Source organism: Shewanella sp. MTB7 (genome assembly GCF_027571385.1).
GTDB lineage: Bacteria > Pseudomonadota > Gammaproteobacteria > Enterobacterales > Shewanellaceae > Shewanella.
This window is the reverse complement of record NZ_CP085636.1, coordinates 4,658,258-4,682,855: the sequence shown is the minus strand read 5'-3', so window position 1 is coordinate 4,682,855 and position 24,598 is coordinate 4,658,258. Positions and strand designations below refer to the sequence as shown.

Genomic DNA, 24,598 nt, shown 5'->3' with positions numbered 1-24,598 from the left:
TTAATCTGAATTATTACCACTTTAGCTATTGTAAGTTTCTAAGTGGTTCGCTATTATCCTCACCGCTTTCAGAGGAGACACAGATGGCACTCAGACGTCCAATGGTCGCTGGTAACTGGAAAATGAATGGCAGTGCACAACTTGCACAAGAGCTATTCACTAAGTTCGCTACTAAGCTTCAAAACGATTCAGCGGAAGTGGTTTTGTGTCCGCCAAGTATTTATCTAGAGAGTGTACGTCAGCAGTTAGATGCTAACAAGGAAGCCTTAAACGGTTGTCTAGTCAGAATGGGCGCTCAAAACCTTAGTCAACATGATTTTGGTGCTTATACTGGTGAAGTGTCAGGGCAGATGTTAAAAGATTCAGGATGCCGATATGTTATTATCGGACACTCCGAACGTCGCCGTATGTACGGAGAGACGAGTGATATTGTTGCAGATAAATTTGCAGCAGCTCAGAAACATGGTTTGACTCCAATCTTGTGTGTTGGTGAGTCAGGTCCAGCTAGAGAAGCGAGACGAACTTTTGAAGTCATCGCAGAAGAGTTAGACATTGTCATTGAGAAAAATGGCACCATGGCTTTTGATAACGCAATTATCGCCTACGAGCCTTTATGGGCAGTAGGGACCGGTAAAAGTGCTACGCCAGAGCAGGCTCAAGAAGTTCATGCGTTTATTCGCAAACGTCTCTCTGAAGTGTCTCCCTTTATTGGAGAGAATATCAGGATTTTGTACGGTGGTAGCGTAACACCGAGTAATGCAGCAGATTTATTTGCTCAACCTGATGTCGATGGTGGATTGATTGGCGGTGTGAGCTTAAACTCTACCGAGTTTTTAAGTTTATGTTCCATAGCAATGAGCGCATAATATGTACGAAGTATTGATGGTTGTATATCTGTTGGTTTCAATTGGTCTTGTAGGCCTGATTTTAATCCAACAAGGTAAAGGTGCTGACATGGGAGCCTCATTTGGCGCCGGTGCATCAGCAACTCTGTTCGGTTCATCTGGTGCTGGTAACTTTTTGACTCGTTCAACTGCGATTTTAGCAATTGGTTTTTTTGCACTAAGTCTAATTATTGGTAACTTAAGTGCAAATCATGCTGCATCTGCAGATGCATGGAAAGATTTGAGTCCTGGTGCAACGCAGGTAACTGAACAAGTTACTGATAGTGCGGTAGAGACTGAAAAGTCAGAAGATAAAATTCCTGACTAAATCATAAGTTTACTTATGAAAAGTATTAATCGGGTTCGATTAATACCGACTGTTAATTTGTTATTCACCTCTTAAGAATAGCAAGCAAGTAAACAGTCAATATAGATTTTGCGGATGTGGTGGAATTGGTAGACACGCCAGCTTGAGGGGCTGGTGAGCGCAAGCTCGTGGGGGTTCAAGTCCCCCCATCCGCACCAGTTTAGAGTTTACCTTCAATTATTTAAATTGTAGGTAAATTAAAAAGATAATAAATCGAATGTTATTCGCTTTATTATTGCAAGTAGTTTGATTTGTCAATATACTTGCAGCAGTTGACGCGGGGTGGAGCAGTTTGGTAGCTCGTCGGGCTCATAACCCGAAGGTCATCGGTTCAAATCCGGTCCCCGCAACCAGCTTCTCAATCATAGCAATGCCTATGATTGTTTACAGGTTCTAAAATCAACGACCTCGTTATTACGGGGTTTTTTGTTATCTGGAACTTATTAAATGCCGTTAATTCGGTGTTGTCTGGGGCTATTTAGCCCTTTTTTGTTTTTCGGGGGGTCACCTTGGCAACGATAGAAAAGAAACTGGAAGAGATACTTAAATCTCCAGTTGAGGCACTAGGCCACACACTTTGGGGATTAGAGTATATCCAAGCGGGTAAACACTCAATCTTACGCGTTTATATTGATAATGAGAAAGGCATCTTCATTGAAGATTGTGCCGAGGTCAGCCGTCAGGTAAGTGCTGTGCTAGATGTTGAAGATCCTATCTCAACCGAATACACATTAGAAGTTTCTTCTCCCGGTGTAGATAGGCCGTTATTTAGTGCCGTGCAATATACAGCTTACATCGATGAGACAGTAAAAGTTCAACTGACTATGCCTGTAGCGGGTAGTCGTAATTTAAAGGGGACCGTCACTGCTGTTGAGGGGCAGATGCTCACATTAACGGTTGATGGTAACGAACTGATTATTGCTTTGGATAATATCCGTAAAGGCAATCTAATCGCTAAGTTTTGATGGATTCAAGAATCAACGAGGCAAGAGGATGAATAAAGAGATTTTGCTAGTCGCTGAGGCGGTTTCAAATGAGAAAGGCGTTCCTCGCGAGAAAATTTTCGAAGCGTTGGAAATTGCTTTAGCAACAGCTACCAAGAAAAAGTATGAAGGCGATATTGAAGTTCGTGTAGAGATAGACCGTAAAACTGGCGGATATGACACATATCGTCGTTGGATGGTTGTTGACGACAAGGGAGAACCTTTGGAGAATCCTTTTAGTGAAATTACACTAGAAGCGGCCCAATATGAAGATCCTGAAATTCAAGTTGGTGACTATATCGAAGACGATATAGAGTCAGTTGTGTTTGACCGTATTACGACTCAAACAGCTAAACAAGTGATTGTACAGAAAGTACGTGAAGCTGAACGCGCTCAAATTGTCGATCAATTTAAAGACAAAGAAGGTGAGCTAATCACCGGCGTTGTTAAGAAGAGTAATCGTGAAAGTGTTGTGGTCGATCTTGGTAACAATGCAGATGCTGTATTATTCAAAGAAGATTTGATCTCACGTGAAAGCTTCCGCCCTGGCGATCGTATTCGCGCACTACTTTTTGCTGTTCGTCCAGAAGCACGCGGTGCACAGTTGTTCTTATCACGTACAAAGCCTGATATGCTTATTGAGCTTTTCCGTGTTGAAGTACCGGAAATAGCTGATGAAATGATTGAGATCATGGGCGCTGCTCGTGATCCTGGTTCACGTGCCAAGATTGCTGTTAAGTCTAACGACAAGCGTATCGATCCTATCGGTGCTTGCGTTGGTATGCGTGGCGCACGTGTACAAGCCGTATCTAATGAGTTAAATGGCGAACGTGTTGATATCGTGCTTTGGGATGATAATCCAGCTCAGTATGTTATCAATGCTATGTCCCCTGCTGATGTTGCCTCCATCATAGTCGATGAAGATAACCACTCTATGGATATTGCTGTTGAAGCAGACAGTTTAGCTCAGGCTATTGGCCGTAACGGACAAAACGTTCGTCTAGCAACTCAGCTTACAGGTTGGGTATTGAACGTGATGACTGTGGCTGATATGCAAGCCAAACATCAAGCAGAAAGCGCTAAAGTCGTTAACTTATTTGTTTCGGCATTAGGTGTTGATGAAGATTTTGCTCAAGTTCTTGCTGATGAAGGTTTTACTTCGCTAGAGGAAGTGGCCTACGTACCAGCATCTGAGCTAATAGATATCGATGGTTTTGACGAAGAGATCGTTGAAGCCTTGAGAGAGCGCGCTAAAGCGGCAATCTCTACTCGTGCACTTGCTTCGGAAGAAGCATTAGATGGTGTTTCACCAAGTGAAGACCTACTTGCACTCGAAGGTCTAGAGAGACACCTTGCATTTGTATTTGCAAGTAAAGGCGTTATTACATTAGAAGATTTAGCCGAACAAGGCATTGATGACTTGATCGACATTGAAGAATTGACAGAAGAAAAGGCTGGTGAGCTCATCATGGCAGCCCGCAATATCTGTTGGTTTGGCGAAGAAGCATAAGTCGAGCGACAGAGGGGATTATACAGATGGCAGAAACAACAGTAGCAACACTGGCCACAGAAGTGGGGAAAAGCGCAGACCGTTTGGTTGAGCAGTTTTCCGAAGCCGGTATTAAGAAGAGTAAGACTGACTCCGTATCTGAGTCAGAAAAGCAACAATTACTTGAATTTTTAAAGAAAAAGCACGGTGGAGATGTAGCGCCAACTAAGATGACGCTACAACGTAAATCAGTGTCGACATTAAGTGTGGGCTCTGGTAGCGACTCTAAAGATGTTAAAGTCGAAGTTCGTAAGACTCGTACGTTTGTTAAACGTGATCCAGCAGCAGAAGCTGAAGCCGCCGCTGCCGCTAAAGTAGTGGCGGAAGCCAAAGCTGCAGCAGAGGTTGTAGATAAAGCTGAGGCTAAAGCCAAAGCAGAAGCTAAGAATAAAGCGGATGTTGAGGCGAAAGAAAAAGCAAAAACTAATGCTGCTGCGAAAGTGAAAATTGCACCGACTGCTGAAGAGAAAGCTGCTCAAGATGAAGCAGATAAACTTCAAGCCGCTAAAGATGATGTTGCTAAAGTTAAGGCTGATATTGATGCTAAAGCGGCAACTGAAGCGGCTCGTATACTTGCTGAAGAAAACTCGGCACGTTGGGCTGAAGAAGAGAAGCAGCGTAAAGAGTCAGAGAAAACGGTTGATCATCATATCACGACGTCAACAGAAGCTCGTGCTGCAGAAGATACAGCTGATGCTAACGCTGAAAAGCGTGATCGTCGTCCTCGTAAGGCACCGACTCCAACACCTGCAAGTGCACCTGCTAATACAGGAAAAGGCAAGCGTAGAGGTGGTAAAGACTCTCGTAGAGATAGCCGCAATGGCGGCCGTAACGCTCGTAATAATCGCAGTGTAGCGCCAGAATCTATGGATCACGCGTTCACAAAGCCTGTCGCAGTCGTTAAGACAGACGTGAGCATTGGTGAGACGGTCTCTGTTTCTGAATTGGCATCAAAAATGTCAATTAAAGCCACTGAAATCATCAAGCAGATGATGAAGATGGGCTCTATGGTTACCATTAACCAGGTACTTGATCAGGAAACTGCTCAAATGGTTGCTGAAGAGATGGGCCATAAAGTGATATTGACTCGTGAAAACGAGCTTGAACATCAGGTGCTTGCTGATCGTGATGGTAACATCGAAGCGGTATCACGTGCACCAGTTGTTACTATTATGGGTCACGTCGACCATGGTAAGACTTCGCTGCTTGATTATATCCGTCGTGCTAAAGTTGCATCAGGTGAAGCGGGTGGTATTACCCAGCACATTGGTGCATACCACGTTGAGACTGATAATGGCATGATCACCTTCCTGGATACTCCAGGTCACGCGGCGTTTACCGCTATGCGTGCTCGTGGTGCTAAAGCTACCGATATCGTCATCTTGGTTGTCGCTGCTGATGATGGCGTTATGCCGCAGACTATTGAAGCTATCCAGCACGCAAAAGCGGCTAAAGTGCCTCTAATTGTTGCAGTGAACAAGATGGATAAGCCAGAAGCAGATCCAGAGCGTGTGAAGAGTGAACTTTCACAACACGGTGTGATGTCTGAAGATTGGGGCGGAAACAACATGTTTGTTCACGTTTCAGCTAAGAGTGGTCAAGGTATCGATGAGTTACTGGAAGGTATTCTTCTGGAAGCTGAAGTACTTGAACTTAAAGCAATCAAAGAAGGCATGGCTTCTGGTGTCGTTGTTGAATCTAAGTTGGATAAGGGCCGTGGTCCAGTTGCAACTGTATTGGTTCAGGAAGGTACACTTAAGCAAGGTGATATCGTTCTTTGTGGCCTTGAGTACGGTAAAGTCCGTGCTATGCGCGATGAAAACGGTAACTCTATCACAGAAGCGGGTCCATCTATTCCTGTTGAGATCTTAGGTCTTTCAGGTGTACCTTCGGCGGGTGATGAAGCAACGGTTGTACGTGATGAGCGTAAAGCACGTGAAGTTGCACTATACCGTCAAGGTAAGTTCCGCGATATCAAACTGGCTCGCCAGCAGAAGTCAAAGCTTGAAAACATGTTTGCTAACATGACAGAAGGCGAAGTTGAAGAGTTGAACATCGTGCTTAAGGCTGACGTTCAAGGTTCACTGGAAGCTATTAGTGATTCGTTAAATGGTCTTTCAACTGACGAAGTGAAAGTTAATATCATCGCACGTGGCGTGGGTGGATTAACTGAAACTGACGCAACTTTGGCTGCAGCTTCAAATGCAATCATGATTGGCTTTAACGTTCGTGCCGATGCACAAGCGCGAAAAGTTATCGATAGCGAAAGTGTCGATCTACGTTACTACAGCATTATCTATCAATTGATCGATGAAGTTAGAGATGCGATGAGTGGTCTACTTGCACCTGAGTTTAGACAAGAGATCATTGGTCTGGCTGAAGTTCGTGATGTCTTTAAGTCTCCTAAGATTGGCGCAATCGCTGGTTGTATGGTAACTGAAGGTACTATCAAGCGTAGCGCACCAATCCGTGTACTACGTGACAACATAGTGATCTACGAAGGCGAACTAGAATCACTTCGTCGCTTTAAAGATGACGTTAGCGATGTTCGTAATGGCATGGAATGTGGTATCGGTGTTAAGAACTACAATGACGTCAGAGTTGGCGATCAGATTGAAGTCTTTGAAACTGTTGAAATAGCACGTTCTCTCTAAGAGATTGTAGCTAAGGGGGCGGCAGTAGCCGCCCTTTTTTCGTTTAAGTAGCGTTAATAAATCGCTATTTATTTAACCGAGTGGCAAATTATTATGGCAAGAGAATTTAGTCGGACACGTCGTATTGCACAGCAGTTACAGCAAGAGCTGGCTCAAGTGTTACAGCGTGATATAAAGGATCCTCGTATTGGCATGGTAACGGTGAATGACGTTGAAGTGTCACGTGATTTAAGTTACGCCAAAGTTTTTGTTACCTTCTTTGAAGAAGATAACAAGGTCGTAGAAGAGAAATTAGCAGCATTAACAACGGCTTCTGGTTATGTTCGTTCGTTAGTGGCTGGACGCATGAAGTTACGTGTTATGCCTGAACTTAGGTTTGTATACGATGCTTCGCTTGTCGAAGGTATGCGTATGTCTAACTTAGTGACGCGTATTATTCATGATGACGAAGCTAAGCAAAAGAAACATGGCAACGTTGAGCAAAGTGATGCTGCGGATAAGCCGGAAGGTGAAGAGTAATGGCTCGTCGTCCTCGTGGTCGTTTTATTGATGGAATTATACTCCTAGATAAAGATACCGGCATGAGTTCGAACTTTGCGTTGCAAAGAGTCAAGCGTATTTTCAATGCCAATAAGGCTGGACATACGGGCGCGCTAGATCCATTAGCGACAGGGATGCTGCCTATTTGTCTAGGAGAAGCAACCAAGTTTTCACAACACCTGCTAGACGCGGACAAGCGTTATACCGTGACAGCTAAACTGGGTGAAAGAACCGACACTAGTGATTCTGATGGTGAAGTGGTGCAAACGCGTCCAATTAACTTTACCCAGGAGCTTCTGATGGAGTCGTTGGAGCATTTTCGTGGTGAAACTATGCAAGTGCCATCGATGTATTCTGCGCTTAAACATGAAGGTCAGCCTCTGTATAAATATGCCCGTGAAGGCATTGAGGTTCCTCGTAAAGCACGGCCGATCAATGTCTTTGAGCTAAATTTTATTAGTTTGGAAGGTGATGAGCTTACGTTAGATATTCATTGCTCTAAAGGGACTTACATACGCACAATCACTGATGATCTTGGTGAAATGTTAGGTTGTGGCGCTCACGTGATCATGTTGAGAAGAACTCAGGTTGCAGGCTATCCCTACGAACGTATGGTGAGTTTAGCTCAGCTCAATGAGATGGTGACTCAAGCAGAAGCAGACGGTGTTGAGCCTAAATCAGTGTTAGATCCTTTACTATTGCCTATGGACACAGCTGTCAGTCAATTTAAAGAGATAAACTTACCAGAGTCGCTGGCTCCCTACTTAATGAACGGCAATCCAGTTCAAGCTTCTGGCTTAGAAGCGGATGAAATTGTGCGCATTACAATAGGTGATGAGCGTCAGTTTGTCGGCATAGGCAGCATGAATGATGATGGCATGTTAGCACCTAAGCGCTTAATTGTGATTCGTGAAGACGAAGAGATCGTTTAATTGTGCAGGATAAAGTTATTGGTTGCGTATCTTGCCTAAAATAGGTAAAATCCGCGCTCGCTTTAGCTGAGTTAGTGATTGGCTAAAGATTTATTAATGTATTATTTGGAGAGACAACATGTCACTAAATGCTGAACAAACTGCATCTATCCTAGCTGAATTCGGTCGTTGTGAAAACGATACTGGTTCTACTGAAGTTCAGGTAGCTCTTTTAACTGCACAGATTAACCATCTGCAAGGTCACTTTAAAGAGCATAAGCACGATCACCACTCACGTCGTGGTCTATTACGTATGGTTAATACCCGTCGTAAACTTCTTGCATACCTAAAGCGTACTGAAAACGTACGTTACCAGGAACTAATCAAGAAGCTAGGTCTACGTCGTTAATATCGACAAGATTTAGATTCAAGGAGGCTTAGGCCTCCTTTTTTGTACATGGATGTTTTTATCCCTGATCGCATGGATAGCGATTGAGGGGATTTGTGTCTGGAACATTTATGTAAATCTACTTTGTTCCTGTAAGAAAGTGAGTCGATGTTGAAGCGATTAACATCAGTACCCGAAGGCCTGAGTATTATTACTCTATAAGAAGGGCTGAGAGTTGCCACGGGAAGTAGAGTAAGATGCTCTGAAGTAATTCAATCAATACAAAGATGTCATTTAAATATTGCTGACACTTGCTGTGTTGGGTCTTATATACTTTTCAATAAACTCATCTATAGGTAACGGTTTACTGAAATAGAAACCTTGCCCGATTAGGCACTCATTGTTATTTAGCCAATCAAGTTGTTCTTTATTTTCAATTCCTTCAGCTACAACGCTAAGATTTAACTGTTTTCCTAACATCAATATAGTCGACGCTATGGCGCTTTCATTTGGAAGGTCAGTGACGAAACAACGATCAATTTTCATCGTTGTGATAGGCAGGTGTCGCAAATAGGAAAGTGATGAATAACCTGTGCCAAAATCATCAACGGCAATACCAAACCCTGCTGATTTTAGCTGCTGTAGTTTAGTGATAGCCAACTCTATATCATTCATCAATGAGGTTTCTGTAATCTCTATCTCTAAAAATTTAGGATCGATTTGGTATCTTAACGCGAGCTGCTTGATATCGGGGATTAAGCTGGCATCGGCGAACTGTTGTGAGGCCACATTGACAGCAATGGGCAGAACGAAATTATATTTTACTTTCCATTCCCTCAAGGTTTTACAGGCCTCTTCGATGACCCAACGACCGATGGGTATGATGATCCCTGTTTCCTCAGCCACAGGAATAAAAGAGAGCGGACTGATTAAACGGCCGTCTTTCTTCCATCGAATCAAGGCTTCACAGGCGAGTATTTTACCCGTTTTAATATCAAACTTAGGTTGAAAATGCAGCAGGAATTCATCATGTTTAAGCGCATCATGAAGTGATGCTTCAGTTCTTAATCGGACAGCGGCTCGCTCTGTCATCTGTTGCTTGAAAAAGGCCCATTGATTCGAGCCTGCAGCTTTGGCACTGTACATTGCGATATCGGCATGACGAATAAGCTCCTCTGCGGTGACGCCATCATCTGGATAGATAGATATTCCGACAGAGGCGGCAGGATGTATTGTATGTTCGTTGAGCTGCATGGGAGTGTTAAGTTGAAGCAGTAGGTTATCAACAAAGTCAGCCGCCTGCTCCGGAGTTTGGATCTCATCGGCTAGAATAACAAATTCATCACCACCGAGTCTGGCTACGGTTCCCTTGTTACTGACGACTCGCTCTAATACCCGGGCTATCCGTGCAAGAAACTTATCCCCTAGGGCATGTCCCAACGAATCATTGACGTTTTTAAAGCGGTCGAGATCGATAAACACCATGCTAAATTGGTTTTTGTGAACCCGGGCGCGCTGAATGGTAACTGCAATGGTCTCAAGCAACAAGGTGCGATTAGGCAGTCCAGTTAAAGGATCTCGAGTTGCCATTTTTCTTAATTTACTTTGTGTTTGGCTGAATTGAATCAAAATTTGATTAAATTTCGAGGTGACTAAGCCTAACTCATCGTCAATATGCGATTGATCTATCGGTAGAAGGTTTTCATCCGGTGATTCAGGATTAATTTTATCAATGGCTTCACTGATTTGGGCGATAGGGCGGGTCAGGAATCGATGGAATACAATGGATAGCACCAGCGTGATTAGCAGGGCACGGGCTAACGTAGCAATAAGGCTGAACTTTAATTGGGCAAACAATGAATCAGTGAGCCCCTGCGTATCATAAAATATAGTCAGGGTACCAATAAAGTGTTTTTTTTCAGTGCCTTCAAAATAGAAAGGTCTTAACAGTGAACGGGAGATCTCTTTGAGATCGCCGAAAAGGTGATGGCTCAGTTTCTTAAAAATATTAGCATCCGCATTGGGACTGGATACCGAGACAAATAAAGAGCCATCGTCAAGTTCAATGACGGCTGAGCTTACATGTTGAATCTTAAGTACGCCTTCAATGGTCTGTTGAGCTAAGTTATCATCGAGTGCCCACACTGCGTTCGCAGCAGGTTGTTCTACTGAGTCTAATAGCTCTTTTTGAGAAGCTTTAAGTTGATCTCTGGCGGATACGCCAACAAGGGCTATTTCCACGATAAAAATTGCAATCGCAAAAAAAAGTGCAGAAAACACCACTAAGTTAGTCTGTTTCCAAGTAAGTGATTTAAAGCTGGCAGACATTTGCCAATCCTTTTATTAGGGCGTTGATACTCAAAAAAACTCTTTTAGCCCTGTTCCATAACAAAATATTCTTGAAAGTACTCACTTTAGAGAAAACTTTCGCCTTTGTCATCACTCTGTGCTCTTTATCTCTTGAATAGAGATGAAGTATACTTATGCGCGAAATTAAGGTTATTAAATTTAAGGAATGGTTCACGTGAATCCAATCGTAAAAAGTTTTGAATATGGTCAACATACAGTCACCTTGGAAACAGGGGTTATTGCACGTCAGGCAAATGCAGCCGTTTTAGCAAGTATGGGTGATACAACAGTATTAGTCACTGTCGTTGGAAAGAAAGCAGAAGACGTGGGCCGTGACTTTTTTCCTTTAACTGTTAACTATCAGGAAAAAACATACGCAGCGGGTAAAATCCCTGGTGGTTTCTTCAAACGTGAAGGCCGTCCTTCAGAAAATGAAACTTTGATTGCACGTCTAATTGACCGTCCAATCCGTCCTCTTTTCCCGAACGGTTTCAAAAATGAAGTTCAGGTTATCATCACTGTCGTTTCAGTTGATCCTCAAATTAATCCAGATATCATCTCAATGATTGGTACTTCTGCTGCACTTTGCATTTCAGAACTCCCATTCAAAGGACCACTAGGTGTTGCGCGCGTTGGTTACATTAATGGCGAGTACATACTAAACCCTGAAGTTAGCCAGCTTGTGGACAGTGACCTAGACCTCGTTGTTGCGGGTACGCAGGGTGCTGTATTAATGGTTGAGTCTGAAGCTGCCTCATTACCTGAAGAAGTGATGTTGGGTGGTGTTGCTTATGGTCATGCTCAACAACAAATCGTTATTGATGCTATTAATGAATTTACAGCTGAAGCTGGTAAAACTAAATGGGATTGGACTGCACCTGTTGCCGATGCCGTTTTAGTTGCAAAAATTAAAACTCTTGCAGAAGCTGAATATGCAGCTGCATACCAGATAGCTGATAAGCATGAACGTCGTGATGCCGTTACAGCACTTAAAAGTGTTGCCGTTGCACAGCTTGTTGCAGAGAATGCAGATATTGATCTACGTGAAGTCGATAAGTTACTTGGTAGCTTAGAGAAGAAAGTCGTACGTGGTCGTATTATTGCTGGTAGCCCACGTATCGATGGTCGTGAGCCTGATATGGTTCGTGCACTTAACGTCATGGCTGGTGTGCTCCCTCGTACTCACGGTAGTGCACTGTTTACTCGTGGTGAAACTCAGGCGCTTGTTACTTGTACGCTTGGTACTGAGCGTGATGCACAGAAAGTTGACAGCATCATGGGCGAATACACTAATCGCTTTATGCTTCACTATAACTTCCCTCCATACTCAGTGGGTGAAACTGGCATGGTCGGTTCGCCTAAGCGTCGTGAAATTGGTCATGGTAAGCTAGCTTGGCGCGGTATGAATGCGGTTATGCCTTCTGCTGAAGATTTCCCATACAGCATTCGTGTTGTATCTGAAATCACAGAATCTAACGGTTCAAGCTCAATGGCATCAGTTTGTGGTACTTCATTAGCACTTATGGATGCTGGTGTACCAATCAAAACTTCGGTTGCTGGTATTGCAATGGGTCTAGTTAAAGAAGGCGATGATTTCGTTGTTCTTTCTGACATTCTAGGTGATGAAGATCATCTTGGTGACATGGACTTTAAAGTTGCCGGTACTCGTGATGGTATTACTGCACTGCAGATGGATATCAAGATTGAAGGTATCACTCAAGAGATCATGCAGATCGCACTAAAGCAAGCTTACGGTGCACGAGTTCATATCCTTAACGTTATGGATCAAGCTATTGGTTCACATCGTGGCGATATCTCTGAGCATGCTCCACGTATCACTACTATCAAGATCAACCCAGAGAAGATCCGTGACGTTATTGGTAAAGGTGGCGCGACTATTCGTGCTCTTACCGAAGAAACGGGTACAACTATCGAACTTGATGATGATGGTACTGTGAAAATTGCCTCTTCAAACAATGAAGCTACGCAAGAAGCTATTCGTCGTATCGAAGAGATTACTGCTGAAGTTGAAGTGGGCACTATTTATAACGGTAAAGTGGTTCGTATCGTTGATTTCGGTGCATTCATCACGATTCTTCCAGGTAAAGACGGTCTAGTTCACATCTCTCAGATTGCTGAAGAGCGTGTTGCTAACGTTTCTGATTACCTACAAGTAGGTCAAGAAGTTAAAGTTAAGGTGATGGAAGTTGATCGTCAAGGCCGTGTACGTCTTTCGATGAAAGAAGCTGCGCCTAAAGCTGAAGCTGCACCAGCTGCTGAATAAGCGTTAACGCGCTAACAATGAAAGGAGACCTTAGGGTCTCCTTTTTTATTGGTTGAATTTTTTGAATAATATCGATGGGTATCGAACAAGAAGTGCTAGTATCGATGAAATAAATAAATCCTTAATAGCCGTTGGGATAGCAGATTGCTATGATTACAGCTATAGGTGAATTCAAAGGGTTAAATGGATGATTCAAAAAGTGCGGACTGCTGCTGTCGTGATATTGACAGGCGTGAGTATTTTCCTTACAGGGTGTGTATCTACTCAGTCGGAAAGCAGCGAACAAGGTAAGGTCATGGTTGAGCCCGTAATGCCTGATTATAAGCTTGAAATCAAATTGGCTAAATTAAATCAAATCTTGTCGTCGGCAGAGTTAACGGACGTACAAAGAGCGAGGTTCCATTATGACCGAGGTGTTATCTATGACAGTGTTGGGCTGCGTATACTCAGTCGTATTGACTTTCATCAAGCATTAAAGATACAACCAAACATCGCTGATGCTTATAACTTTATCGGCATCTACTTTACACAAGAAGGTGAGTTTGAAAGTGCCTATGAGGCATTTGATGCTGTGCTTGAGTTATCTCCAGAATATGATTACGCCTTCTTAAATCGTGGTATAGCACTCTACTATGGCAACCGCAACGATCTTGCCATCGTAGATATGGAGTCATTTTACTCATTGAATCCACAGGATGGTTATCGAGCGCTTTGGCTTTACATTATTGAAAGTGCTGCAGATGTTGAAAAAGCTAAACACAACCTAGCGAGCAATAGATTAAGCCTTTCAGCTGATGCTTGGTCTAGTACATTGGTTGACTATTACTTAGGCAATAAGAGTAGAGATGAGGTTTTTACTGCTGCAAAAGAGGGGCTTTCCCATCCCAATGAATATGCAGAGCGCTTATGTGAGGCATATTTTTATATCGCTAAAATTGCACAGCAACAAGGGCAGAATATTGATGCTGCAAACTATTTTAGGCTTGCGCTAGCCACTAATATTTATGACTTCGTTGAACATAGATATGCCAGAGTTGAGTTGGCAAAGATGAATGCTGTTATGTCAGTATTGGAAGCCAATAATACAGCACATTAATTACCCTGTAATTGTTTTTCACCATGCAGGCTTAAGAATGTCGGCATGGTGATTATTAATCTCTGACCTTTCTGGGCATGGTCTCTAGCTTATGGTGAATCTCTTTGTCTTAGGTAGCCAATTAGCGGTATTGACGCTATTAATTTTTGACCTTTCTGGACACGGTTTCTAGCTTATGACTAATCTCTTTGTCTTAGGTAGCCATTTAGCAATCTTGACGCTATAATTGCCGCCTTTCCGCACACCATGAATCTGCAGGTTAACATGTCAGGCTATAAAGTTGAGGTCGACAAGCGTCGTACTTTCGCCATTATCTCTCACCCCGATGCGGGTAAGACCACCATTACCGAGAAGGTACTTTTATTCGGCAACGCATTACAAAAGGCGGGCACAGTAAAAGGCAAAAAGTCTGGACAGCATGCGAAGTCTGATTGGATGGAGATGGAAAAAGAGCGTGGTATTTCGATCACGACCTCTGTGATGCAATTTCCTTACGGCGGCGCTTTGGTGAATCTACTCGATACTCCGGGTCACGAAGACTTCTCTGAAGATACTTACCGTACGCTTACCGCGGTTGATTCCTGTTTAATGGTGATCGATTCAGCCAAGGGTGTTGAGCAACGTACCATTAAATTAATGGAAGTTACTCGTCTGCGTGATACGCCTATTGTGACTTTTATGAACAAGCTGGATCGTGATATTCGTGATCCGGTAGAGCTGATGGATGAAGTTGAAGAGGTGCTTAACATCGCTTGTGCTCCGATCACTTGGCCCATCAGTTCAGGTAAAGAGTTTAAAGGTGTATATCACCTGTTGCGTGATGAAGTGATCCTTTATCAGAGTGGCCAAGGTCACACTATTCAAAACTCTAGAATCATTAAAGGGTTGAATAATCCCGAGCTAGACGAAGCTATCGGTGCATATGCTGCTGAGGTTCGTGAAGAACTCGAACTTGTTCTTGGTGCCTCTAACAAGTTTGATCTTGAGATGTTTCTGGCCGGTGAATTGACTCCTGTGTTTTTTGGTACTGCTTTAGGTAACTTTGGTGTTGATCATATTCTTGATGGTATTATCGAATGGGCTCCTAAGCCACAGCCTCGTGCGACAGAAGTAAGAGATATTCTTCCTGAAGATGAAAAGTTCAGTGGTTTTGTGTTTAAAATCCAAGCTAACATGGATCCAAAACACAGAGACAGAGTCGCGTTTATGCGTGTTTGCTCGGGTCGTTATGAGCAGGGTATGAAGATGCACCACGTACGCCTTGGTAAGGATGTAAACGTGAGTGATGCGTTGACCTTTATGGCTGGCGATCGTAATCGTGCTGAACTTGCCTACCCAGGTGATATTATTGGCTTACATAATCACGGCACTATGCGTATTGGTGATACTTTTACTCAAGGTGAGAAGTTTCGTTTTACCGGTATTCCAAACTTTGCACCTGAGATGTTCCGCCGCATTCGTTTAAAAGATCCATTAAAACAGAAACAACTCCTTAAAGGACTAGTACAGCTTTCCGAAGAGGGCGCTGTTCAGGTATTCAGACCGATAGACTCTAATGATCTGATCGTTGGTGCTGTAGGTGTCTTGCAGTTTGAAGTGGTTGTTGGCCGCTTGAAGAGCGAGTATAAAGTTGAAGCTATCTATGAAGGGATCAACGTAGCAACAGCGCGTTGGGTCTATTGTGATGATGAGCGTAAGCTTGAAGATTTCCGCCGTAAGTGCAGTAATAACTTGGCACTGGATGGTGGTGATAACTTGACTTACATCGCTCCAACTATGGTGAATTTGAATCTGTCGATGGAACGTTACCCCGACATTCAATTTGCTAAGACGCGTGAAAATTAACATTTAACGGTTGAACGTGACCAATTTGATTAAGCCTCGAACGAAAGTTTGGGGCTTTTTTGCACATGGCCCCATTTTCTTTATAAATAAGGTTTCAGACATTTATTCGCCTTTTCCTCCAGCCCGCATAGAGATATGGATATGCCTGAGTAATGTCGGCCCTTGGGTCTGAAGTGCCTATCCTCGATTCTGGGGTAGCTTAGTTTGGGTATATAGTCTTAATAGCGTTATTATTGAGTCTGGTTAGTTTTATATATCCTAGGAAGCAGTATGAATTGGATTGTAAAGGTGTGGCGAGGCTACATAGTTTGGTGTGACCGTATGGGATTGACGCCTGATAATCGACGTAGCTGTGCACCAAGATTACAAGACCCTGAGCTGATGTCGATTAAACATGACCCAGATAAGCTCCCATCTTCCAAGAGTAGATCTGATGCCTGAGGTAACCAAGCCTGTTCACCTGTTAAAAATCATCGACAGTCATGCTCATCTGGACTTTGCTGAGTTCGATGTAGATCGCGACGAGATTTTTAAATCGATGAAGCGACTTGGTATTCAAACCGCTATTATTCCAGGAGTGTCCCCTGCTCATTGGGATAAACAACGCCAAATAGCGGCTCAATATGCCTGCCCTTATGCATTGGGGATCCACCCTTGGTTTTGCGACGAACATTCCTCAAATGCGCTTGCTGATCTGGATAAGCGGATTAATGACAGCGTTCAAGATCCTCGATTTATAGCCATCGGAGAGTGTGGCTTAGATAAGTTGCATAAGAGTGATTGGGAGGTACAGGTAAAGGTGCTTGAGCATCAATTGATGCTGGCTGAGTCACTAAATTTGCCAGTGATTTTACATGTCGTTAAGGCTCATAATGAGATTATGCCACTTTTAAAACGCTATAAATTGGCTAAGAGAGGAGTTATACATGGATTTTATGGTTCGGTTGAACTTGCAAACGAGTATATTAAATTAGGCTATAAACTCGGGATCGGCGGTTTAATACTGAACAATGACACGAGAAAGCTCAAAGCTTGCGTGACAAATATTTCTCTAGATTCAATCATAATTGAAACCGATTCACCTGCTATGTCTCCTAAAAATGCCCTCGTAAAACGTAATACACCTCACATTTTACCGTTAATTATTGATGAAATTGCAAAATTGCAAAATAAATCGAGTGTTCTGGTTACAGAACGAATGTTTAATAATGTAACGCAACTCTTTGACCTTTAATTTAATTTGATTAAACAGGTGTTGGTCGCACCATAAGTTTCCACTAAGATGCTGAAATTAAACTTCAAAAAATTGATCGAAACCACGATTTTAACCCTACGGTCGGGTATAATCGGAGCCGAAAAAGGTTGGTTAACAACATAATTAAAAAGTATTAACAATAGGGTGATGGTTAATGGATATTTTAATGAGTTTAGTAGGGGTGGTTACCTTACTAGCGATAGCGTTCGCGCTATCTAATAATAAAAAAGCAATTAATAAGCGTACTGTATTCGGTGCGCTAGCAATTCAAGCCGCTTTCGGTGGTTTCGTTTTGTATGTACCAATTGGTAAAGATATACTTCAGACCGCATCTGATGCCGTATCAAGCGTTATTGGTTATGCTCAAAGCGGTATTGGTTTCTTGTTTGGCGATTTGGCTAACTTTAAAGTTGGTTTTATTTTTGCCATTAACGTTCTACCAATTATCGTATTCTTCTCTTCTCTAATTGCAGTACTTTACTACCTTGGCATCATGCAGTGGATCATCCGTATTATCGGTGGCGCACTTCAAAAAGCACTAGGCACAAGTCGTACTGAGTCAATGTCTGCAACAGCAAACATCTTCGTTGGTCAAACTGAAGCACCACTTGTGATTCGTCCGTTTATCCCGACGATGACTAACTCTGAACTATTTGCCGTCATGGTAGGTGGATTAGCGTCTATTGCTGGTTCAGTAATGGCTGGTTACGCACAGATGGGTGTACCTATCGAATATCTCGTTGCCGCTTCATTCATGGCAGCACCAGGTGGTCTATTAATGGCTAAACTGATGCACCCTGAGACTGAAGAAGCTAAAAACGACATGAGCGATCTTCCTGAAGATCCTGATAAGCCTGCTAACGTGCTTGATGCTGCAGCTGCAGGTGCTTCATCAGGTATGCACTTAGCGCTTAACGTTGGTGCAATGCTACTCGCATTTGTTGGCCTTATCGCCATGGTTAACGGTATTATCGGTGGCCTAGGTGGCTTTATCGGTATGGAAGGCCTAACACTAGAATTAATTCTAGGTTATATCTTTATGCCACTCGCATTCCTTATCGGTGTCCCTTGGAACGAAGCGCTTGTTGCTGGTTCTTTCATCGGTCAGAAGATAGTTGTTAACGAATTCGTTGCCTACCTAAACTTCGCTCCGTACCTAAAAGATGTTGCCGATGGCGGTATGCTTGTTGCTGAAACTGGCGTAGCTATGTCTGATAGAACGAAAGCTATCATCTCATTTGCATTGTGTGGTTTTGCTAACCTATCTTCAATTGCGATTCTATTGGGTGGTCTAGGTTCTATGGCTCCTACACGTCGCCATGATCTAGCTAAGCTTGGTATCCGCGCGGTTATCGCAGGTTCGCTTGCAAACTTGATGAGTGCAACGCTAGCGGGTCTATTCTTAGCGCTTTAAGCTTAGAAGCTCTTAAAGGGGAATTTTCTCTCCTTTAACTCTGGCGCCGCTCATGTGAGTAGCGCCTCAGTTAACCTAACCATTTTTCAGCTTTATGTTGTATAGCATCACTAGATAAATTCGTAAAGAATGGTAGAGATGTGTGAATGAATACAATTTATTAATGGATTTTGCTTTAGTTTCTATGACGAAATCAGTTACTAGATAGATGTTTATTTGTTTGTTAAAACTTAGTGTTCGCATTTTTACATTAATAAAGTTGTGCTTTAGCACAAAATAAGTAAAATGCGCGCCATAAAAAAGAAACGCTGACTCTTTATAAAAAAGGACAGCAAACCATAAATAAATGGGGTTGATGATGAAAAACGTTAAAACTTTAGCACTAGCAGCAACTGCTGTAGCAGCTATGTCTGCACCTACTTTTGCTGCAGATCGTACAGACCTACGTTCTGGCGATTACAGCTGGATGCAGTTCAACGCAATGTACGCTGTAAACGAACTTCCACGTGATGGTTCGACTGACGGCGGCCATGATTACATGGAAATGGAATTTGGCGGTCGCGCTGGCATCGTTGATCTTTATGGTTATGTTGATGTGTTCAACGTGACTAACCGTGACTACGGTGACAAAGGCGCAGGTAAAGGCGCAAGCAAGATATTCATGAAGTTTGCGCCACGCTTCTCTATCGATGCAATGACCGGTATGGATCTTTCTGTTGGTCCTATCCAAGAAGTTTTCTTCTCGACTTTATTCAACTGGGATGGAAGTGTTGGCGAAGGTGTTAACTCTACATTCTGGGGTGTAGGTGCCGATGTAATGGTGCCATGGTTGGGTAAGACAGGTATGAACCTGTACGGTTACTATGACCTGAACGAGAAAGAGTGGAACGGTTACCAGTTCTCTATGAACTGGTTCAAGCCAGTGATTAATTTCGACAACGGTACCTTTGTTTCTTTCCAAGGCTATGTAGATTACCAGTTTGGTGCTGATGCAGTTGATGATGCGTTTGTTCCTAAAACATCTAGCGGCGGTGCGGCTTACTTCGGTCTACATTGGCATACAGATAACTATGCGCTTGGTTATGGTCTAAAAGCATACCAAGATGTGTATCTAGTTAAAGATGATGGCGGTAGTGTTGGTCTAGAATCAACTGGTTTCGCACATTACTTCACAGCAACTTACAAGTTCTAAGACTTTGTAATCGCTGTTAGAGCCACGCCTAGCGTGGCTCTACTTTTTTATTAATGACATTTTAAACAGCTTAACTTTTACATAAATATGTTCTTTACTGAGTCTATTTATGTAAAGGTTTAACTAACTCTATAGCAATACCGAAAGCATAAAATACACGCGCTAAAATGGAATTTTCGCGGAAAGGTTGAAGCCCATATTTTGCGTTCACCTTCCCGGTCTTCAAGGATTCAAGTCGTGACCTTAGTGTCAGATAGCTAATACCGTTTTGGTAATAGCATTGAATACCTGAATTATTAGCGTTCACTCTGAGTGAACTCTGTGACGATGCCCGAAGGCCCGGCCAAAAAATCATAATAATGCCCAGCCGAAACGCTGTCTCACTTAGATTACAATTTCTATTTATATTTCACTTTGATTTTTACACATTTGAATTTGTTTTGGAGACATATTATGAGCGATTTAAAAAAAGCAGCACAAAAAGCCATTGAACTGATGGATCTTACGACGTTAAATGATGACGATACAGATCAAAAAGTGATCGAACTTTGTCATAAAGCTAAGACCCCAGCGGGTAACACTGCCGCTATCTGTATCTATCCAAGATTTATCCCAATAGCGCGTAAAACCCTAAATGATATGGGTTGTGAAGATGTCAAAATCGCCACAGTAACCAACTTCCCCCATGGGAATGATGATATTGCGATCGCAGTATTAGAGACCCGTGCTGCAGTTGCTTATGGCGCTGATGAAGTTGACGTCGTTTTCCCATACCGCTCATTGATGGAAGGCAATGAAACGCTAGGTTTTGAACTCGTTAAGGCGTGTAAAGAAGCCTGTGGTGAAGATGCGATCCTGAAGGTGATCATTGAGTCTGGTGTATTGCAAGACCCAGCGCTTATTCGTAAGGCCTCTGAGTTGTCTATCGATGCGGGTGCTGATTTCATCAAAACATCAACGGGTAAAGTGCCAGTCAATGCGACACTTGAAGCGGCTGAAATCATGATGACAGTGATCAGTGAAAAGAATCCTAAAGTGGGCTTTAAGCCTGCTGGCGGCGTAAAAGACGCTGCTGCAGCGGCTGAGTTTTTAGGTGTTGCTAGTCGCCTATTAGGTGATGATTGGGCGACGCCTGCGACCTTCCGTTTTGGTGCTTCAAGTTTACTGGTTAATTTGCTGCACACCTTAGAGTTAGGTGAAGAAGTTAAAGGTCAGCAGGGATACTAGACACGTTATGATTAGCCCTTTTTCATTTGAAAACAGGGCTTTTTTTTAGTTAAGTGTGATCTAAATCTAGTTGGTTATATCGAAATTTAGTTACTATCAGGTGTAGTAAAGTTACTATATTTAGTATTTTATACTTGATATCGGTGTTTCAAACTAAGGTTTGTTACTAAAGCTTGAATTTCAGTTACAAACTTGGAGGCAGTACCATGTTTCTAGCACAAGAGATAATTCGTAAAAAACGCAATGCTGAAGCTTTATCGAAACAGGAGATCCAGTTCTTCGTTAAAGGCATCACTGACAATACCGTTTCAGAAGGTCAAATTGCAGCGTTCGGCATGGCGGTTTACTTCAACGATATGAATATGGATGAGCGCATCGCGTTGACAACATCCATGCGAGACTCTGGCACAGTACTTAACTGGCAGAGTCTGGGTTTAAACGGTCCTATCATCGACAAGCATAGCACTGGCGGCGTGGGTGATGTAATTAGCTTAATGCTTGGCCCTATGGCTGCCGCATGTGGTGGTTATGTGCCTATGATCTCTGGTCGTGGTCTGGGCCATACTGGTGGCACACTCGATAAATTTGATGCTATTCCTGGTTATCAAACCGAGCCTGACAGCGCACTTTTCAGAAAGGTCGTTAAAGAGGTCGGTGTCGCCATTATTGGTCAGACAGGCGATCTTGTTCCTGCCGACAAGCGTTTCTACTCTATCCGTGATAATACCGCGACGGTTGAGTCAATCTCCCTTATTACGGCTTCTATCCTTTCTAAAAAACTTGCAGCAGGTCTTGATGCATTAGCGATGGATGTCAAAGTGGGCAGTGGCGCATTTATGCCCACTTACGCAGCATCTGAAGAGTTAGCGCGCAGCATCACTGCGGTAGCGAATGGCGCAGGGACTAAGACCACCGCATTGCTTACTGATATGAATCAAGTGCTTGCATCTTGTGCTGGTAACGCAGTTGAAGTGAAAGAGGCTATCGATTTCCTCACGGGGAAATATCGTAATCCACGTCTTTATGAAGTGACTATGGGTCTTTGCGCCGAAATGTTGCTATTAGGTGGCCTTGCCGCAAACGAAACTGAAGCGCGTGAGAAGTTAAACAGAGTATTGGATAATGGTAAAGCTGCTGAAATTTTTGGTCGCATGATCTCAGGTCTTGGTGGACCAGCTGATTTTGTTGAAAACCCAGGCTTATATCTACCTGAATCAAAAATTATTCGTCCGGTATACGCGGAGCAAACAGGTTTTGCAACGTCGATGGACACCCGTGAACTTGGTCTTGCTGTCGTGACCTTAGGTGGTGGACGCCGCAAACCAGGTGATGCTCTTGATTATAGTGTTGGTCTGACTCAAGTTTGTGCGCTAGGTGATGAAATATCACAAGATAAACCCATTGCCATGATACATGCTCAGACAGAAACAGCGTTCGCAGAAGCCGAAAGTGCGGTGAGAAAAGCGATTCATATTGGTGATACTCGTCCAGAGAAAACACCTGAGATTTATCGTTATATTCGCAGCGAAGATCTGTAAAGAAGTAGAGGTAAATATGAAAAGAACAATCATAATGATGTTGGACTCATTTGGCGTAGGAGCAGCGACAGACGCTGAATCTTTCGGCGATGTTGGTTCTGACACTTTCGGTAGCATAGCTAAGGCTTGCGCAGAGGGAAGAGCTGATGTCGGCCGTGAGGGCCCACTTAAACTACCCAATCTAGCCAAATTAGGTTTAGCCCTAGCTGCGAAAGAGAGTACAGGAGCCTTTGCTGAAGGCTTTAGTGACGATGTTGAAGTGATTGGCGCTTATGGTCATGCAGACGAGCTCAGCACAGGTAAAGATACGCCAAGTGGTCACTGGGAGATGGCAGGTGTGCCAGTGCTTTATGAATGGGGCTACTTCAGTGACTTAACTAACTCTTTTCCTAAAGAGTTAACGGATAAGATTCTAGCTAGAGCCGGTCTTGATGGTTATTTAGGTAACTGTCATGCATCTGGAACGGCAATTCTGGAAGAGCTAGGCGAAGAGCATATGCGCACGGGGCAACCGATTTTCTATACTTCTGCGGACTCCGTTTTCCAGATTGCGTGTCATGAAGAGAGTTTTGGCTTAGAGAACCTTTACAACTTATGTATCATCGCCCGTGAAGAGCTAGAGCCTTATAATATAGGTCGCGTAATAGCACGTGCTTTTGTCGGTACTGATCCCAGTGATTTTGCTCGTACTGGTAATCGTCGTGATTATGCGGTTGAACCACCAGCAAAAACCGTACTCGATAAGATGAAAGAGGCCGGTGGTGAAGTGGTCAGCGTGGGTAAAATTTCCGATATTTATGCCCATTGTGGTATTACTAAAAAAGTGAAAGCAACCGGTTTGAAGGCGCTATTTGATGCGACGCTTGAGCAGGTTAAGTTGGCGGGAGATAAGACGATTATCTTCACTAACTTTGTCGACTTCGACTCCCATTACGGTCATCGCCGTGATATTCCTGGTTATGCGAAAGCGCTTGAGTACTTTGATTCTCGTTTACCTGAGATTTTTGAGTTGTTGAGTGAAGACGATCTATTAATACTAACAGCGGATCATGGTTGTGACCCAAGTTGGAAAGGCAGTGATCATACCCGTGAGCGGGTGCCTGTATTAGCGTACGGTGCAGGATTGGCAGCAGGCTCTCTTGGCCGCCGTAATAGTTTTGCCGATATTGGTCAATCCATTGCAAGCTATTTTGAGCTTGAGCCAATGGAATACGGTGAATCGTTCATCAAGTAAGTTTGAGCTACAACGACGAGTTATTCGTTAAGAATTTAAATTTGGCGGTTAGACGATGGCCGCCAGTTACAAGACTTAAGTCAACGAATTTAAGTTACACATATATAAGGGGTTATATAGATGGCTACACCACATATTAATGCAGTAGACGGTGCTTTTGCTGAAACAGTACTTTTCCCAGGCGATCCACTACGTGCTAAGTACATTGCTGAAACTTTCCTAGAGAACGTTGAGCAAGTGACTGATGTACGTAACATGTTTGGTTACACTGGTACTTATAAAGGGACTCGCATCTCTGTTATGGGTTCAGGTATGGGCATACCTTCAGCTTCGATCTATGCAACTGAGTTGATTAAAGACTACGGCGTGAAGAACCTTATCCGTGTTGGTACTTGTGGTGCTGTAAGCACTGATGTAAAAGTACGTGACGTTATCATTGGAATGGGTGCTTGTACTGACTCTCAAGTTAACCGTTTACGCTTCAAGGGCCAAGACTTTGCCGCGATTGCTGATTACGGCTTACTTAGCGCTGTTGTAAAAGCGGCTGAAGCTAAAGGGACTAAGTTCCGCGTTGGTAATGTTTTCTCAGCTGACTTGTTCTACACGCCAGATCCATCTATGTTCGACGTAATGGAAAAGATGAATATCTTAGGTGTCGAGATGGAAGCTGCTGGCCTTTATGGTGTTGCTGCTGAGTTTGGCGCTAAAGCGCTGTGTGTTTGTACTGTATCTGATCATATTCGTACTGGTGAAAAGACCTCTTCTGATGAGCGTCAAACTACATTTAACGAAATGATTGAGATGACACTAGAAGCGGCTATCACGCTTTAATCTATTTGATTAAGCGAGTTTCCCTTAGCGGGGATGCTTCACGAAAATGGGCCCATA

General features: G+C 43.2%; 20 protein-coding genes and 2 tRNA genes. 21 read left to right on the top strand and 1 reads right to left on the bottom strand.

The features are described 5' to 3' along the window. The first annotated feature begins 83 nt into the window (after window positions 1–83). The 10 genes from tpiA (at window position 84) to rpsO (ending at window position 8,297) form a co-directional block, all read left to right on the top strand. Entirely contained in the window at window positions 84–866 is a 783-nt protein-coding gene (tpiA, locus tag HWQ47_RS20295) for a triose-phosphate isomerase (RefSeq protein WP_269967841.1), read from the top strand. Between the two features lies 1 nt (window position 867). Beyond that, entirely contained in the window at window positions 868–1,212 is a 345-nt protein-coding gene (gene secG / locus HWQ47_RS20290) for a preprotein translocase subunit SecG (RefSeq protein WP_269967840.1), read from the top strand. Between the two features lie 110 nt (window positions 1,213–1,322). Further along, a tRNA-Leu gene (locus HWQ47_RS20285) sits at window positions 1,323–1,409 on the top strand. Between the two features lie 118 nt (window positions 1,410–1,527). Then, window positions 1,528–1,604, top strand: a tRNA-Met gene (locus tag HWQ47_RS20280). Between the two features lie 156 nt (window positions 1,605–1,760). Next, entirely contained in the window at window positions 1,761–2,216 is a 456-nt protein-coding gene (gene rimP, locus HWQ47_RS20275) for a ribosome maturation factor RimP (protein ID WP_269967839.1), read from the top strand. Between the two features lie 28 nt (window positions 2,217–2,244). After that, window positions 2,245–3,744, top strand: coding sequence for a transcription termination factor NusA (gene nusA / locus HWQ47_RS20270; protein ID WP_269967838.1), 1,500 nt, complete (start codon window positions 2,245–2,247; stop codon window positions 3,742–3,744). Between the two features lie 26 nt (window positions 3,745–3,770). Next, on the top strand, window positions 3,771–6,437 hold the full coding sequence (gene infB, locus HWQ47_RS20265) for a translation initiation factor IF-2 (RefSeq protein WP_269967837.1): 2,667 nt from the start codon (window positions 3,771–3,773) through the stop codon (window positions 6,435–6,437). 93 nt (window positions 6,438–6,530) lie between these two features. Then, window positions 6,531–6,956 carry a 30S ribosome-binding factor RbfA gene (rbfA, locus tag HWQ47_RS20260; RefSeq protein WP_269967836.1) on the top strand — a complete coding sequence of 142 codons (426 nt, stop codon included), beginning with the start codon at window positions 6,531–6,533 and terminating at the stop codon, window positions 6,954–6,956. Continuing rightward, entirely contained in the window at window positions 6,956–7,909 is a 954-nt protein-coding gene (gene truB / locus HWQ47_RS20255) for a tRNA pseudouridine(55) synthase TruB (protein ID WP_269967835.1), read from the top strand. The genes rbfA and truB overlap by 1 nt, the downstream gene beginning before the upstream one ends. Before the next feature lie 118 nt (window positions 7,910–8,027). Then, window positions 8,028–8,297, top strand: a complete 270-nt coding sequence (gene rpsO / locus HWQ47_RS20250) for a 30S ribosomal protein S15 (RefSeq protein WP_012326155.1) — start codon at window positions 8,028–8,030, stop codon at window positions 8,295–8,297. Between the two features lie 273 nt (window positions 8,298–8,570). Here the strand turns inward: rpsO and HWQ47_RS20245 are convergent, their stop codons facing one another. Beyond that, complete coding sequence (locus tag HWQ47_RS20245) at window positions 8,571–10,604, bottom strand: putative bifunctional diguanylate cyclase/phosphodiesterase (protein WP_269967834.1); 2,034 nt, start codon at window positions 10,602–10,604, stop codon at window positions 8,571–8,573. 196 nt (window positions 10,605–10,800) lie between these two features. Here HWQ47_RS20245 and pnp point away from each other — a divergent pair, with 196 nt between their 5' ends. From pnp to deoD, 11 genes are all read left to right on the top strand, one after another. After that, window positions 10,801–12,909 carry a polyribonucleotide nucleotidyltransferase gene (pnp, locus tag HWQ47_RS20240; protein WP_269967833.1) on the top strand — a complete coding sequence of 703 codons (2,109 nt, stop codon included), beginning with the start codon at window positions 10,801–10,803 and terminating at the stop codon, window positions 12,907–12,909. Window positions 12,910–13,096: 187 nt separating this feature from the next. After that, window positions 13,097–14,005, top strand: coding sequence for a lipoprotein NlpI (nlpI, locus tag HWQ47_RS20235; protein ID WP_269967832.1), 909 nt, complete (start codon window positions 13,097–13,099; stop codon window positions 14,003–14,005). A 264-nt stretch (window positions 14,006–14,269) separates the two neighbouring features. Continuing rightward, the gene (gene prfC / locus HWQ47_RS20230) at window positions 14,270–15,850 is read left to right on the top strand and encodes a peptide chain release factor 3 (RefSeq protein WP_269967831.1); all 1,581 of its coding nucleotides are present in this window, start codon (window positions 14,270–14,272) and stop codon (window positions 15,848–15,850) included. A 270-nt stretch (window positions 15,851–16,120) separates the two neighbouring features. Beyond that, window positions 16,121–16,291 (top strand): hypothetical protein, encoded by a 171-nt coding sequence (locus HWQ47_RS20225; protein WP_269967830.1) that lies wholly within the window; start codon window positions 16,121–16,123, stop codon window positions 16,289–16,291. Further along, window positions 16,284–17,084 (top strand): TatD family hydrolase, encoded by an 801-nt coding sequence (locus HWQ47_RS20220; protein WP_269967829.1) that lies wholly within the window; start codon window positions 16,284–16,286, stop codon window positions 17,082–17,084. Before HWQ47_RS20225 ends, HWQ47_RS20220 begins: the two co-directional genes overlap by 8 nt. 175 nt (window positions 17,085–17,259) lie before the next feature. Next, window positions 17,260–18,519, top strand: a complete 1,260-nt coding sequence (locus HWQ47_RS20215; RefSeq protein WP_269967828.1) for a NupC/NupG family nucleoside CNT transporter — start codon at window positions 17,260–17,262, stop codon at window positions 18,517–18,519. 358 nt (window positions 18,520–18,877) lie between these two features. Next, on the top strand, window positions 18,878–19,711 hold the full coding sequence (locus tag HWQ47_RS20210) for a nucleoside-specific channel-forming Tsx family protein (RefSeq protein ID WP_269971807.1): 834 nt from the start codon (window positions 18,878–18,880) through the stop codon (window positions 19,709–19,711). A gap of 453 nt (window positions 19,712–20,164) precedes the next feature. Next, window positions 20,165–20,938, top strand: a complete 774-nt coding sequence (gene deoC / locus HWQ47_RS20205) for a deoxyribose-phosphate aldolase (RefSeq protein ID WP_269967827.1) — start codon at window positions 20,165–20,167, stop codon at window positions 20,936–20,938. 206 nt (window positions 20,939–21,144) lie between these two features. Then, window positions 21,145–22,476: a thymidine phosphorylase gene (gene deoA / locus HWQ47_RS20200; RefSeq protein WP_269967826.1), complete on the top strand. Its 1,332-nt coding sequence runs from the start codon at window positions 21,145–21,147 to the stop codon at window positions 22,474–22,476. 16 nt (window positions 22,477–22,492) lie between these two features. Beyond that, window positions 22,493–23,710: a phosphopentomutase gene (locus HWQ47_RS20195; RefSeq protein WP_269967825.1), complete on the top strand. Its 1,218-nt coding sequence runs from the start codon at window positions 22,493–22,495 to the stop codon at window positions 23,708–23,710. Window positions 23,711–23,830: 120 nt separating this feature from the next. Beyond that, entirely contained in the window at window positions 23,831–24,541 is a 711-nt protein-coding gene (gene deoD / locus HWQ47_RS20190) for a purine-nucleoside phosphorylase (RefSeq protein ID WP_269967824.1), read from the top strand. Window positions 24,542–24,598: the final 57 nt, after the last annotated feature.

Bases quoted from the DNA above. Each gene is read 5' to 3' on its own strand.
- rbfA (WP_269967836.1), top strand. From the start codon at position 6,531: ATGGCAAGAGAATTTAGTCGGACACGTCGTATTGCACAGCAGTTACAG.
- HWQ47_RS20195 (WP_269967825.1), top strand. From the start codon at position 22,493: ATGAAAAGAACAATCATAATGATGTTGGACTCATTTGGCGTAGGAGCA.
- deoA (WP_269967826.1), top strand. From the start codon at position 21,145: ATGTTTCTAGCACAAGAGATAATTCGTAAAAAACGCAATGCTGAAGCT.
- HWQ47_RS20245 (WP_269967834.1), bottom strand. From the start codon at position 10,604: ATGTCTGCCAGCTTTAAATCACTTACTTGGAAACAGACTAACTTAGTG.
- HWQ47_RS20220 (WP_269967829.1), top strand. From the start codon at position 16,284: ATGCCTGAGGTAACCAAGCCTGTTCACCTGTTAAAAATCATCGACAGT.
- nlpI (WP_269967832.1), top strand. From the start codon at position 13,097: ATGATTCAAAAAGTGCGGACTGCTGCTGTCGTGATATTGACAGGCGTG.
- tpiA (WP_269967841.1), top strand. From the start codon at position 84: ATGGCACTCAGACGTCCAATGGTCGCTGGTAACTGGAAAATGAATGGC.
- HWQ47_RS20225 (WP_269967830.1), top strand. From the start codon at position 16,121: ATGAATTGGATTGTAAAGGTGTGGCGAGGCTACATAGTTTGGTGTGAC.
- infB (WP_269967837.1), top strand. From the start codon at position 3,771: ATGGCAGAAACAACAGTAGCAACACTGGCCACAGAAGTGGGGAAAAGC.
- HWQ47_RS20215 (WP_269967828.1), top strand. From the start codon at position 17,260: ATGGATATTTTAATGAGTTTAGTAGGGGTGGTTACCTTACTAGCGATA.
- nusA (WP_269967838.1), top strand. From the start codon at position 2,245: ATGAATAAAGAGATTTTGCTAGTCGCTGAGGCGGTTTCAAATGAGAAA.
- prfC (WP_269967831.1), top strand. From the start codon at position 14,270: ATGTCAGGCTATAAAGTTGAGGTCGACAAGCGTCGTACTTTCGCCATT.
- deoD (WP_269967824.1), top strand. From the start codon at position 23,831: ATGGCTACACCACATATTAATGCAGTAGACGGTGCTTTTGCTGAAACA.
- secG (WP_269967840.1), top strand. From the start codon at position 868: ATGTACGAAGTATTGATGGTTGTATATCTGTTGGTTTCAATTGGTCTT.
- truB (WP_269967835.1), top strand. From the start codon at position 6,956: ATGGCTCGTCGTCCTCGTGGTCGTTTTATTGATGGAATTATACTCCTA.
- HWQ47_RS20210 (WP_269971807.1), top strand. From the start codon at position 18,878: ATGAAAAACGTTAAAACTTTAGCACTAGCAGCAACTGCTGTAGCAGCT.
- deoC (WP_269967827.1), top strand. From the start codon at position 20,165: ATGAGCGATTTAAAAAAAGCAGCACAAAAAGCCATTGAACTGATGGAT.
- rpsO (WP_012326155.1), top strand. From the start codon at position 8,028: ATGTCACTAAATGCTGAACAAACTGCATCTATCCTAGCTGAATTCGGT.